Below are 13,723 nucleotides of genomic sequence, written 5' to 3' on the forward strand. Positions count from 1 at the left end.
GAACCGGGAACGCATAACCAGCAAGCCATGCCGTTCATTGGGCGGCCTCGTTGCCTTCGAAAGTGATGGGTTCGAAATGAGATTGCGACTCCCCCGCTTCAGCCATGACAGTGATCTCGAACGTTCCGCCGGTAGGGCTGGAGACAAACACTCGCGTCATACCTTCCTGGTTGGTGTAGCCCTGCACTGGGCGGATGACCAACTCAGCCTGGGCCCCATCCGGTGGATCCACCGGATCCACCGCTGGCGTCGTGTCTATCCAGCGTACGAGGCTGTTTTTCGCGAGGTTTTGATGGCGATCCATCAGCGTGGCGTAGAGCTCGATTTCCTGACCACTTGCAACGGGCCCCAATGGAATTCGCGACTTGAGGGGTGTCGGAAATTGCAAGGTAGTCGCATCGAACACGACGTTGATGGTGGGGGCGTACTCAGGCTCGAACAGATCCAGCCAGAACAACGGCGTGTCCGTACCCATGACCCTGCCGGGAATGAACTCGGCTTTGGCGACACCATCGACCCAGGTTGCTTGGGCAGTAATGCTGCCAAGGGTGGCGCTCCAGTAAACAATGACCCCCGTCAACGCCTTGCCGGCAGCATCGTTGAGTGTCACCGAAAAGGTGATCTTCTCCCCCGGCTTGTTGGCCACGACCTCGGTCTTGTCCACGGCACAGGTCATGGTGACGATTGACTTCAGATCTTCAGTGAAGCTGATCAGCGGCGCGGGGGATTGCGCGAGACTCGGCAACGCATGTTCGGCTGCCTCCTCGTAGGCAGGCTTGTCGACGGCCTCCGGTAACGTGCCCATCAGGAAAATGGTCAAGGCGTCCATGCCGGTGTGCGCCGCCGTCACCCGAATGCGCATCAGCAGATCCAGCTGGGGAAGGTCTTTCACAATCTTGAGTGTCGGATCAATACGGCTGGCGCACTCGCGCACTTCCTGCACGCTCCAGTCGAAGAAAGCGGCCAGCCGGATCGAAGCGGCCTGCTGGGCCAGTTGCAATGCATCCCCGGTCAGCGGTGAAGGCAGGGCGTTGACCTCGCGCAGGTAATCGAGCAGTTTTTGCGCCGGTTGCTCGCTCATCTCGAAAGCCCGGGTGAGCGATGTCAGGTAGTAAAGCGTGCGCACCGTAAACGCGTGTTTGTCGGCCTGGCCCAACCAGGCTTTGTGGCCGTAATTCAGGTAGTCCTGGAGCAGCGTGGCACTGAGGTCCAGCTTCGCCACCACGGCACTGCGCCGCCGCACATCAGCCAATAGCGCCAGCAGTGGGTCCAGCTGTTCATTGCGCCCCCTCACAGGTGCCGCGGCATCAGGCACACTGCGCTCGAGCACCTGACGCAACAATTGCGAGACCGTCGCGTTTGCCCAAGCCAGCACGTGTATCGCCTGTTCGGCGTTGACACCCGAGTAAACCGCCAGGCACTCCTTGACCGCCGAGGCCTGAGCCTCTTGCGCCTGCAACAGCACGACGAGCATTTTCTCGACGATAACGGCGCGCAGTGTTTCACTGTTTTCGCCGAGGCCATCTTTCACGGCGTCATCGAGTTTTCTTCGGGCAAAGTCCCGGTATTGCGCCTCCGAACCGGGGTAAGCAAGGACCAGCCCATCGGTGTCGACCAGTTGCGTCAGCAGGTCCAGCCAACTGGCGCCGGCCAGCGGCGGTACACCGGCCATCAACAACGCCGTGTTGGTAAACACGGCACCGGGCAACAGGTTGCGAAGCTGCTCGAACAACTGGAGCTCAGCCTCAGAAGCGGCCGCCAAGGCCTGTGGTGCAGACACTTGCTGCAACATCCACAGCACATCAATCTTGCGATCCGCACACCACTGCACACAGGAATGCATGGCGTAGATGAGGTTCAGCACATCGGGTGTATTGATCCTGTTTTGATTGATCCGGGGCTTGCCCGCCAAGCCATTGAGCCAGGATTCCCCCCCCAGTAAAGTCAGCATCAGGACGCCTTCGACCGGCGTGATGCCCAACAGGCGTGGCAGCTTCACCATGCGGTAAAAACTGGAGATGACCGCCGCGTTGCGCGCCAAAGTGTTGTTGGTAACGCCATGCGCCCCGGCAATCGCCAGGGCCAGGTAGCGGTAGGTCTTCAGATCGATTGCCAGCGCGCTGCATAACTGGGTGACAGTCAACTCAGAATCCCCCTCTGCGGGCAATACAGGGAAGGTTTCCCCGTCAAGCCTCAAGGGTTGGCGATAATCTCCCTGGCCATTGAAGACCTGATCAAACTGAGAAAGCGCTTCCCCCCGCCCATAAGTCGACAGCTCATCGATAAATGCGGCAAAGTCTGGCGCCGTACAGCCATAACGCTCGCGTAACAATTGAAACAAGCCGAGGGCATGCACCACGTTGTCAGTGATCTTCCACGCGGCGGCTGGCGCGCTACCGCGGACTTCAGCCTTGATAGCCGCTGCCAACAGCGCATCCACCTGATCACTGGGCAGGTCCAGCCACTGATCCAGGCGCAACTTTCGATTCATCCGGTCGTATCGGACGAGGCCTGCAACGACGGCGGGGTCCGCTGACAATTTGTGCCGGGACGAAGAGCTGGTTCCAGGTTCCGTGATGCTGACCCCAGGGTGTACGTTGGCGTTGAGGTAAACCGAACCGCATTGCTCGCTTTCCGGTCCCGTCGGGGCGGGTTCTGGGTACGTCACGTTAGCCGAGCGCACTGGCGCGAAACCGCGCACCGACAGCAAAGCCTCAAGCCCCGGCGTGTCGAGCTTGGTTCGCTCACCGAAAATTCGCACCTCATTAAGGTCCCGCCATTCCTCCTTGTCGGCACCAAAGTTCAACAAATAAAAGGGGGCCAGACCGCCAATGCCAACGAAGTTTTCCGTCAGCAATGTGCGCTGGTAAGGCCCCAGTCGCGATGCATGGGCCAGCGCACGCCCCGCATCGTTGTCCCACGCTTGATCCTGCAAAAAATAAGGGAAGGACATATCCACGATGTGTGCAAAGTTGCCAACCGACAGGCCATGGTGTCGGGCCACCGCATCCAGCGTGACCCAATGCTGGTAGTAAGGCAGCCCGTTGGGGTAGCGCGCCACGATCATGGCCTGTTCAACATCCACGGCCGGTTCAACTTCGGGAGTCGCGCCATGTTCCTTGATGAACGCTTCCAGCACCGAGACGATGATGTCCACCGAAGACACCGATTGATAAACTGCCTTGAAGTCGATGGCCAGCAGTTTCAGATCCTTGCGTCGGTCATGCAGTGGCAGTTTATTCGTGTCGATTGATGCGGACTCGATACGTTTCTCGATCCACCTCAACAACTCGATCAGATAGGCCACTGGCGAAGCAATCGACTCCAGCGCCTGTGGCGGGCAAAAATTGTCGAAATCGGGGGAGAACAGACTCTCAAAACTGGGACCAACGACCATCGACAACAAACCGCTGCCTGGCACCGCTTCGCCGTCGGTTTCATGTTTGCGCAGGCTGTGCTCGATAAACTGGCGCCGCACATAAATGGCCAGGCTGTTGGCCCGCCGCAAAAACGCATGGGCGTCATCGGGGCTCAACCCGAAGTCACTGACCAGCCCTTTAACACCATTTTCCACCAGTGCAACCACCGAACCGCCGCCGTCGATGTAGGCCTTGAGCGTGACATATTGGGTGCGTTGTACCTCACTAAATACCTGGTTCAGGAGTTGTGAAGCGGGGCGAGCGTTAGCCATGGTCAGTTTCCTTGGGTCGATAACTGCCCTGAACAGCCTGGCGAATTTGCCGGGCCGCCGGTTCGTACGAAGAGATTTGGCGCCTGAAGCCAATCACCGTCTACTGTCATAAATAACAGTTTAAATGACCACTCGTCGGGCAAAAGAGCTCAGGGTTCGGTGGGGGGCGCCAGCTCGATTTGGAAACGCTGGCTGTCCGCCCAATCAGATACCGTCGCGCCATCCGTACCGTCGGTGATGGTTTGCTTGAACCGGCACCATTGACCGCCAACAGGCAGCGACTGGCCCGCCCCGCCCTGCCAGCCTCCGCTACCGACGGGAAGGTTCGGTGCCCACACCTGATCCGGATTGAACCAGCTTGCGACTTGCCCCACGCCTGGCCTGCCCTTGCCCTTGAACCCGACCGGGTGGCTGACCCACTGGCCTGCCGCCGGTAGTTCGATGGAAGGCAGGTAAGTTCCCAACCTGACCTGCCGCTTCGGGGAGTCGACGGAATCGAAACCATCGCACGATGCCACGGCAGTCAGAGCGCAGAGGCCACCCGGTTGGTCGAATTCCATCGTCACCGACCAGGTGCGGTCCTCCAGCACCGGGTTTCGTCCCAGTACCGTGGTCGCGGCGCCATTCAGGCTCACCGTCACGGTATCCCCCGGCACGCCGAAACCAGAGATTACCCCCCTTCGACCGATGTGCTCGTCGCTGGCAGGGCTTTCAATGTACGGTGCCGCAGGGACGACGTTGTAGGGCAATGGCCGGCTGTCTCGGGAAGTCTGGTTGCCCTGGGTTTGCCTGGCCCGAATGGCCTTTTTCCCGACCGGCAATGTCACGTCGGCTTTCCAGCGACCATCGGCCTGGACCGGAATATTGGTGAGCAACGGCTCGGCAACGCCGTCCAGCCAAACCGACACTTGAGCGCCCGGCATGGCCCAGCCTTCAATCGTCGACGTACGCGGCAGGTCACCGTTTTCAATCGGCACGGTAATGATCGGCGGCGTCAGTACCACGTTGAAAACGCGCACGTCACTGTGCACGGACTCCTGCTGATTGAGTGTCTGTTGCGCATCAACGGCGTACTCACGAAACTCCAGCGCGGTGAGGTCGATCGACCACTCGCCGTCGGCGGCCAGTACTTTGGGAGCGCCCAGATTTCTACCGAACTGAGCATCACGCAGTTGCATCGAGGCGCCCTTCATACCCGCCAGCCCTTGAACGGTGAGGTCACGGCCAACCTCGGCATTTTCTTGCGGGGCGGTGATCTGCGGTTTAACCATGGGTAGCTTGACCGTGAAGGTTTTCGCTACTGACGGTGACGTTTGCTGCGCAGCGGTCTGAGTGACCGTGACGGTGTGGGTCACCCCGGTGGTAAAGGGCGTGCCCCGCTGAAAGGTCCAATTGTCGCCGACAACGGTGGCAGTGTGCACGGTGGAGCTGCCGCTGAAAGTGAGGCTGACCACTGCTCCCGGCCAACATTTGCCGCTAAAGCGCGGCGAAAGCCCATCCTCCACGGGATCGTTAACATCCGGTGCCAGAGGTGCGATCGTGACTACTAGAGTGACCCAAGCTGACGTCTGCCCGTTCAAGGTTTGCCGGATATGCACTTCCCGACGGCCCGTCGGCCCCCATACCTGAGACGCCCGGCTCGACCACCGACCGTCGGTCACAAGGGCATCGGGCGCTACCATCGAACTACCGCCCGGGTCGTAAAGTTTCACCGTCGCGCCGTTGTAGCCTTTGCCGGAGAAGGTCGGCTGGTAAACCGCCGTGTAGGTCACATCACTTAGATCGGGAAGCACCCGGCTGAAAGTGAATGTGTAGGGCAGTGACTCGATCCAGCCACCGGCATTGTCAGGCACCTTCTGAATCGCCCTCAGGCTGTAGGTGCCGAACGGCCAGTTCGTCGCGGTGGTTTCCCATTTGTCAGCGGTGACCACAACAGCGGGTGGGGCCGTTCCATTGGGGCCGCTGACGATAGAGATCTCGACCGTGGCGCCGATGTGGCCGGTACCTGAGAACTTCACTGAGGTCTCGTTTGGCAATGTAGAAGCGATAGCGGCCAACGCTGGAGGACGGACTTTGACTGCTCGAGCCGGGCTTACAACAGAAGGGGCGTCGCCAATGATCTGTCGCGCGACCATCGAAAACGCACCCACCGGAATCCCGTTGTCGAAAGCCGTAATCCTCCACTGACCGTCTGTCCCGGCAGTGCCCTGTCCGATCTTGAAGGAATGTGCGAGGTCTTTGAGTACCTCGACAATAGCGCCCGGATAAGCGTTATCGCCAGATATCGCCCCCCGTGGTTCGATAAATGCGCCGTCTGTCGGAATCGAGATTCTGGGCCCGCCGACTAAAAGGAATGATCGCATCACAGACCAGTCATTTAGATCCCGATGCCGCACCTGCATCTCAACCGTGCCGCCATTGGGGTAGTTCGCTTGGTTGAATGTAGTCTCCCATGAACCATTGGATTGAACCTTCGCTTGCCCATGCAAATAACCTCCACCGGGGGACATGATGTCAACATCTTTACCGGGAATGCCCCGCCCCTTTAACGAAATCTGGTTGCCGGCCAGTACTACCTCACCCTGCCGTGGGGAGTCGATGACTGGGGCCACCGGAGTTACCAAACTGACAGTGACCGAGTTGGAGTTGGCGGAAAAATCATTCCCTATTTTTTGCTTTGCGTAAAACGTTAAAGGCTGAGTCTCACTAGGAAGTGTGACGGTTGCGTCCCAAGCACCTCCGGCCCTAATAGTTGCAGTACTCAGAAGCGTGTTTCCACTTGCGTTATGCAGGGTTACCGTTCCTCCACCCAATACACCACCGCTTCCTGTGACGGCAAACTGCTTGCTCGGCAATGTACCGGAGGGTGGCGAGGCAATAACGACAGGAGGGACATGAAGTTTAAAATGAACAATCGTTGTACCAGCCGAACCCTGGGCAACTTCAAATCTGTAATCACCTGGCGTAAGTGATCCAGACAGCACGGCCGACCATAGACTACCTTGCTGAGTCGCCACTTTTTCTTTTACCGGATTCTGACCTGTGCTTGTATACAGACGTGCAACAATGGTCCCCGAAGTACTTGATGTGCCAGAGGTAGCAATATCGAAATTCGACACATACGCATTCGCGCTTGGAACTTCAATAACGGGACCGGCAACCACTGAATTCTCTAAGTTATCCATGATGACCAGCAGCTCCTGAACCTATCAAGTATTTGTTTGTGAGGCCCGCGACGGCCTCGGCCGTTGTGCCCTGATCTAATACAGCATCAAAGCACATACTTCACAGATACATCCCCCCACAGAGTGGGATCGCCAGAGTTATCGCGATCATAGATATATTTAACTTGGATAACATCTTCTTTGGGACTTGAGCTTTCATACGTTTTGCGCTCGGTAATATCGTGCCATTCGCCATCCTGGTTTGCTTTACCAGTCAAATGCTTGAACTTATCAAGTCCGGCAATAGCTAAAAACAGATCTCCGTTGGTTTGACCATTCGCCGTCACTTGGTATTGCACTGTTTCCACGTTGAATTCTTTCCCTGATTTCGTCCACCAGTATATAACCGTAAGTTTCGCTTTCCTGAAGTCAGCCTCCGCTACCACAGTCGTTGTATAGGTCTCTTCCGAATCAATCCATTTATCTTTCGGTAGTAACTTTGCAGGCTTAATTTCCACAGCACAATTATTGCAATCAGGACCTTTCCAGTTATCGTCTTTTTCATTACTCACAATAATCACCTTAAAATTAGTTAACACATGAGTAGTACTCAAACTGCACCACCCGACCCCATGTAGTTAAACGTAAGCACCACGGTCTGCCCACCTGTAAAATCTGACAGTTCAGACGAACGGTAAATACGCTTCAATTTTGGTTCTTTTAGATGTCAGATAGTTATTGTGGCGCCCGCGCGAGCAAGCTCGCTCCCTGTGTACAACACAGATTCAGCTTGCTCGCGGAAGGAATAGCGAAGCTGCGGTAACCTTCAGGCAGACGCCGGCAACGGCTGAAAACTGAAGTATTGCTGTAACGCACTTACCAGTTGCCCATATTCCGGCGGTGCCCGTTGCAGGCTGAAACCGGCGTCATAGTGGTGAGGGGTCGCGTCTTCGTGGCACCACAGGCAACACGCCCGAAAATCGATGACTTGCAGGCAACCGTTGCAACCGGGGATTTTCAGGCGTAAATCGAAATCGGCGCCAATCATCATTGGCAACTGGCTGATCAACATCAGCCCGTCGGCAGAGACATTGCCCAGAAACCCGATGGGTTTGTCAGTGACACTGTTGAACACTTTCAGGAAATACGGCAGTTGATGCCGCTCGATACGGCGGTTGGTAAACATGCGCAATTCGCCCAGCAAGGCCCTTAAGCAGAGCCGCACTACTGCTTCGGAACGGGCCTGCGTGACTTGTTTAGAGGTAGGCGCGCTCTCCCCGCTTCCGGTGCGACAGTCCACACAATGCTGACGCTCACTGCTGCCGGTCACAGGCATGACCTCGGTTCAGAGGCAAGGGCTCTGAAACCGATCTATTGGACTATAGCTCACCGCCACCGGTGAGCCAGCCGTTGCAGACAACTGCAATCAGTAAGTCGGGCGCGGGGCCGCTGCGCTGCGGATCGGGTAATGGCCCGTGCTCTGCAGGGTTTCCAGACGGGCGCGGGCGCGGTAGGCGTATTCGCTTTGCGGGTAGGTCGCGATGATGAACTCGTAAGTCTGCGCCGCATCGACGAACAGCATCTGCCGTTCCAGGCACTGGCCACGCATCATCGAGACTTCCGGCCACACATAAGGCCGCACGCGACTGGAGCGCTCGACTTTCGACAACTCGAGCATCACCTGCTCGCAATTGCCACGGTCATAGGCGCTGTAGGCGAGATTCAAATGATGGTTCATGGACCAACGGGCGCAGCCCGTCACACTGAGGGCAAGGACGGCAATGAGCGCAAATCGCATGGGGGGTTCTCCTGTCTTGAGCCCTGTATCGACCCGTTGAGTAAAAACTTCAGGCTGCCTGCACCAAAAGCATTCGCCTGGAGATAAAAGCGACGAACAAGATCTTTATAAAAAGTAGTGCAAACGAACAATGACTACACCCCTAGAGCATAGTAGCCTCACTCAGCGCTTGAACTCAGGAGTCTTTGCATGTCCGTCCGTCGTACCAAAATCGTCGCTACCCTTGGCCCGGCCAGTAACTCGCCGGAAGTTCTCGAACAGCTGATTCTGGCTGGCCTGGACGTCGCCCGCCTGAACTTCTCCCACGGCACCCCCGACGAGCACAAGGCTCGTGCGAAGCTGGTGCGTGACCTCGCCGCCAAGCACGGCCGCTTCGTGGCCCTGCTGGGTGATCTGCAAGGCCCGAAAATCCGTATCGCCAAATTCGCCAACAAGAAGATCGAGCTGAAGATCGGTGATCAGTTCACCTTCTCCACCAGCCATCCTCTGACCGAAGGCAACCAGCAAGTGGTCGGCATCGACTACCCGGACCTGGTCAAAGACTGCGGCGTGGGCGACGAGCTGCTGCTCGACGACGGCCGCGTGGTAATGCGCGTCGATACCGCCACCGCCACCGAACTGAACTGCACCGTGCTGATCGGCGGCCCGCTGTCCGACCATAAAGGCATCAACCGTCGCGGTGGTGGCCTGACGGCTCCGGCCCTGACCGAGAAAGACAAGGCCGACATCAAGCTCGCCGCCGAGATGGAAGTCGATTACCTCGCCGTGTCCTTCCCGCGTGACGCTGCCGACATGGAATACGCCCGTCAACTGCGTGACGAGGCCGGCGGTACTGCCTGGCTGGTGGCGAAGATCGAACGCGCCGAAGCCGTGGCCGACGACGAAACCCTCGACGCGCTGATCCAGGCGTCCGACGCCGTGATGGTTGCCCGTGGTGACCTGGGTGTGGAAATCGGCGACGCCGAGTTGGTGGGCATTCAGAAGAAAATCATTCTGCACGCACGCCGCCACAACAAGGCTGTGATCGTGGCGACCCAGATGATGGAGTCGATGATCCAGAACCCGATGCCGACTCGCGCCGAAGTGTCCGACGTGGCCAACGCCGTGCTCGACTACACCGACGCCGTGATGCTCTCGGCTGAAAGTGCTGCCGGTCTGTATCCGCTGGAAGCAGTGCAGGCGATGGCGCGCATCTGCGTCGGCGCTGAAAAGCACCCGACCAGCAAGACCTCCAGCCACCGTATCGGCAAGGTCTTCGAAAGCTGCGACCAGAGCATCGCGTTGGCGGCCATGTACACCGCCAACCACTTCCCGGGCGTGAAGGCGATCATCGCCCTGACCGAAAGTGGCTACACGCCGTTGATCATGTCGCGCATCCGTTCTTCGGTGCCGATCTACGCGTTCTCTCCGCACCGCGAAACCCAGGCCCGCGCGGCCATGTTCCGTGGCGTCTACACCGTACCGTTCGACCCGGCATCGCTGCCGCCTGAGCAAGTCAGCCAGGCCGCGATCGACGAGTTGCTCAAGCGCGGCGTTGTGGAGAAAGGCGACTGGGTCATCCTGACCAAGGGCGACAGCTACCACACCATCGGCGGCACCAATGGCATGAAAATCCTGCACGTTGGCGACCCGATGGTCTGAGTACCGGACCGCTGAAAAACAAAAGCCCCGCCATGTGAATGGCGGGGCTTTTTGCTTTCTGGTCCAACAGCTGTGGTGTTCTGGCTGGCCTCATCGCGAGCAAGCTCGGCTCCCACAGTGGTGGGTGGTGGTCACAGACTGGAGTTCGACTCAAAACCTGTGGGAGCCGAGCTTGCTCGCGATGAGGCCACTCCAGTCACCGCAGAGTTAGTGCCGTTTGATAAACCCGGTCAACGCCGCCAACGCTTCCGGTGAGCGCAACCGTTGGGTAAACAACGCGCCCTCCTCCTCGATCACCTTGCGAATCAACTCCCGGTCCGGCGCTTTCATCAATTGCTTGCTGATGCGCACCGCTTCCGGTGGCAGCGATTCGAACCGCAGCGCCATTTCCCGCGCCTTGGCCAATGTTTCTTCGCCACTGCCCAACGCCTCGGTGGCAATGCCCCACCCCGCCGCCTGCTCACCGCTGAAACCTTCTCCCAGCAACAACAACTGCGCCGCTTTGGCATGCCCGAGCAAACGCGGCAGGATCAGGCTGGAGCCGAACTCCGGGCATAAGCCGAGATTAACGAACGGCATGCGCAACCGCGCGTCCGTGCTGACATAAACCAGATCGCAATGCAGCAACATCGTCGTACCAATCCCCACCGCCGCGCCGGCCACGGCGGCGATCACCGGTTTACGGCATTCGAGCAGGTTGAGCATGAAATGAAACACCGGGCTGTCGAGGTTGCCCGGTGGTTGCTGGATGAAGTCGGCGATGTCGTTGCCGGCGGTGAAGCACTCGGCGCTGCCGGTGATCAGCACGGCGTTGATTTCGGGATCGGTATCAGCCTGCTTCAGCGCTTCGGCCAAGTGGCTATACATGGCGCGGGTCAGGGCGTTTTTCTTTTCGGGGCGATTCAGGCGCAGTGTCAGCACACCGCGTTCGCGTTCAATCTGGATGGTATCGGTCATGGTGGGACTCGCGTCTGATCAATCAGCGCTCAACCACGCGGCAGGAACACATCGGCCAGCAGTTGATTGCGCGGCAATCCCGCGAGGTAAAGGCGCCGGGAAAAGGCGTCGACACTGTCGGGGGCTCCGCAGACTAAGGCCAGGGTTTGTCGGGAGACAAGCCGCAGTTGCGCCAATGCCTGCGGCAACTCGGCCGGGGTCCAGAACTCGACCGTCAGGTTATCGCGACCGTCAGCCATGGCTTGCAGCGGTTTGGCCAGGTAATGCTCGTCGGCGTCATGGGCCAGGTGAATGAGGCGAATGGCGCCGTGATGATCCTGACGCAACGCTTCGCGCAAGACCCCGAACAACGGGCCAAGACCGGTGCCGGCGGCCAGCAGCCACAGCGGTCGGGTGTGCCAGTCAGGGTCGTAATGCAACGCCCCGCCGCGCAGTTCGCCGAGGCGCAGGGTGTCACCGATGCTCAACTGACGGGCCGCGTCGCTGAATTGCCCCGGCTGACGGCAATCGAGGTGAAACTCCAGAAAGCGGTCGTCTTGCGGCAGGCTCGCCAGTGAATAAGGACGCGCCACGTTGCCCGCCCACAGCACCAGATGTTGCCCGGCGTTGTAGCGCAGCGGCCGTTGCGGTGTCAGGCGCAGGCGCAACACGCTGGCGCTCAGCCAATCGATGGCGGCGACCTCGGCCGGGCGACCGTCCACTTGCGGGTCGAAGGCATGCACCTGCAAATCCTCGACCACCTGGCACTGGCACGCCAGACGCCAGCCTTGCTGACGCTGATCTGCGCTCAGGGCATCCGGGCGGTTGTCGCTCGGCAGGCCTTGTACACATTGCACCAGGCACGCATGGCAACTGCCGGCGCGGCAACTGTAGGGCACCGCTACGCCATTTTGATTCAGGGCATCGAGCAGGTTGCTGCCCGCTGCCACCGAAAAATGCCGCTCGCCGACCCGCAACTCAGGCATCGACGTTCTCCCAGGCCGCCGCGCAGCGATTGCGACCGTCACGCTTGGCGCGGTAAAGCGCCTGATCGGCTCGCTGCAAGGCGTCGTCGAGATCGTCGCCAACGGCCAGCAGGGTCATGCCCGCCGAAAGGCTCAGGCTGTTCACGTTGAGGCCGATCAGTTCGACATCGGTGAAGGCGATGCGCAGCCGCTCACAGCAGGCGGTCAGGCGTTCGGCATCGCAATCGGGCACCAGCACCACGAATTCCTCACCGCCATAACGCGCCAACACATCGCCGTCGCGCAGGCACGCCGTCGCCACGCCAGCGAAGGCTTGCAGGACCTGGTCGCCCGCCGCATGGCCGTGCACATCGTTGATACGTTTGAAGTGATCGAGGTCGATCAGCGCCAGGCCATGCATCACACCGGCGTCCATCACCTTCAGTTCGCGGGAGGCCAGGCGCAGGAAATGGCGGCGGTTGAACAGCCCGGTGAGTTCGTCGGTGGCCACCAGGTCTTCGAGCTGGCGCATCATCCCGCGCAGGGTGTCCTGATGCGCTTGCAGGGCGAAGCGCCGCTGACGCATGCGTTGGCGCGACGCCTGAACGTAATGGGCGTAGAGCACCAGCCAGATCAGCACAATCAGCAATACGCACACTTGCAACCCGGCCAGCGCCGGGTCGGGCAGCTGAAAGTGGTAGCCCTCCCACAGCGTGATCGCGCAGAAACTGAAAAACACCAGCAGCGCACACCGCACGAGCGCCCGACGCGACAGGTGGAACAGTCCGAACAGCAGGATCAGCACGTAGAACACCAGAAACGCGCCGCGTGCCTCATCCAGATTGGCGATCAGCCAGGTTTGCCATCCCAGCCCCATCAACACTTGCGCTTCGGTCAGGCTGGGGTCGGAAAAGCGCAGGTTGCAGCCGCTGTAGAACACCGCGAACAACGCCGCCTGGCTGATGACCACCAGCGCCGTGCCGACGGCCACGCTGGCCATGGGTTCGTCGTAGTGCCCGGTGAAAAACGCCAGCCACAGCAGCATCAAGGCCAAGGCATAAGTGCAGGCTGCTAGGGCAAAGCGTTTGAGTAAAAGCCGTTGAATTGCGTTATGGGTCAATCGTTGACTCACCATGCGAAGGAATGCTGATCGAGTGTCCTACTCTACAGGCCGAGTGCCACTTTAGTGGCGAGCCAGACAAATAACCATACTATTTTCGGGGCAAAAAACTGGCGTCAAAAGCATGTCCCTCATTCACCCATCCCCATACCCTGTAACAGCTGGCGAAGCCTGCGTCCGGCGGCGAAGCCGTCGTGAATCCATGCACCCCGGTGTGTCAGGCAAATCACCGATTCAGGTTTTACGACGGCTTCGCCGCCGGACGCAGGCTTCGCCAGCGGCTACAAGGGTCGTGAAGTTATGCGACCAACGATTGACTGTCGGCGGGTGTGCCCGGAACCGAGGCGCGGTATACTGCCGCGCCTTTTTAGCGTCGCGCCAGCAGCCCCGGCGTGCCTTGAAAGGTGC

General features: G+C 59.1%; 9 protein-coding genes. 1 reads left to right on the forward strand and 8 read right to left on the reverse strand.

Annotation, left to right across the window (positions count from 1 at the left end):
- Positions 1 to 34 precede the first annotated feature (34 nt).
- The 5 genes from LOY55_RS24065 to LOY55_RS24085 all read right to left on the reverse strand — a co-directional run bounded on the left by LOY55_RS24065 (position 35) and on the right by LOY55_RS24085 (position 8,653).
- Positions 35 to 3,691, reverse strand: coding sequence for a Tc toxin subunit A (locus tag LOY55_RS24065; RefSeq protein ID WP_258666986.1), 3,657 nt, complete (start codon positions 3,689 to 3,691; stop codon positions 35 to 37).
- Between the two features lie 149 nt (positions 3,692 to 3,840).
- Positions 3,841 to 5,709 carry a hypothetical protein gene (locus LOY55_RS24070; protein WP_258666987.1) on the reverse strand — a complete coding sequence of 623 codons (1,869 nt, stop codon included), beginning with the start codon at positions 5,707 to 5,709 and terminating at the stop codon, positions 3,841 to 3,843.
- A 1,253-nt stretch (positions 5,710 to 6,962) separates the two neighbouring features.
- Positions 6,963 to 7,427: a hypothetical protein gene (locus LOY55_RS24075; protein ID WP_258666989.1), complete on the reverse strand. Its 465-nt coding sequence runs from the start codon at positions 7,425 to 7,427 to the stop codon at positions 6,963 to 6,965.
- Between the two features lie 254 nt (positions 7,428 to 7,681).
- On the reverse strand, positions 7,682 to 8,041 hold the full coding sequence (locus tag LOY55_RS24080; RefSeq protein WP_046033262.1) for a PilZ domain-containing protein: 360 nt from the start codon (positions 8,039 to 8,041) through the stop codon (positions 7,682 to 7,684).
- Between the two features lie 240 nt (positions 8,042 to 8,281).
- Entirely contained in the window at positions 8,282 to 8,653 is a 372-nt protein-coding gene (locus LOY55_RS24085; protein WP_046033261.1) for a tol-pal system YbgF family protein, read from the reverse strand.
- Between the two features lie 189 nt (positions 8,654 to 8,842).
- On the opposite strand from LOY55_RS24085, the gene pyk reads away from it, so the two are divergent.
- Positions 8,843 to 10,294 (forward strand): pyruvate kinase, encoded by a 1,452-nt coding sequence (gene pyk / locus LOY55_RS24090; RefSeq protein WP_027922904.1) that lies wholly within the window; start codon positions 8,843 to 8,845, stop codon positions 10,292 to 10,294.
- A 207-nt stretch (positions 10,295 to 10,501) separates the two neighbouring features.
- Here the strand turns inward: pyk and LOY55_RS24095 are convergent, their stop codons facing one another.
- From LOY55_RS24095 to LOY55_RS24105, 3 genes are read right to left on the reverse strand one after another with little or no spacing between them, the layout of a single operon-like run.
- Positions 10,502 to 11,251 carry an enoyl-CoA hydratase-related protein gene (locus LOY55_RS24095; RefSeq protein ID WP_109785053.1) on the reverse strand — a complete coding sequence of 250 codons (750 nt, stop codon included), beginning with the start codon at positions 11,249 to 11,251 and terminating at the stop codon, positions 10,502 to 10,504.
- A 29-nt stretch (positions 11,252 to 11,280) separates the two neighbouring features.
- Complete coding sequence (locus LOY55_RS24100) at positions 11,281 to 12,216, reverse strand: iron-sulfur-binding ferredoxin reductase (protein ID WP_046033259.1); 936 nt, start codon at positions 12,214 to 12,216, stop codon at positions 11,281 to 11,283.
- The gene (locus LOY55_RS24105; RefSeq protein WP_046033289.1) at positions 12,209 to 13,315 is read right to left on the reverse strand and encodes a GGDEF domain-containing protein; all 1,107 of its coding nucleotides are present in this window, start codon (positions 13,313 to 13,315) and stop codon (positions 12,209 to 12,211) included. The genes LOY55_RS24100 and LOY55_RS24105 overlap by 8 nt, the downstream gene beginning before the upstream one ends.
- Between the last annotated feature and the right edge of the window lie 408 nt (positions 13,316 to 13,723).

Origin of the sequence: Pseudomonas sp. B21-040 (genome assembly GCF_024748695.1) — a bacterium.
GTDB lineage: Bacteria > Pseudomonadota > Gammaproteobacteria > Pseudomonadales > Pseudomonadaceae > Aquipseudomonas.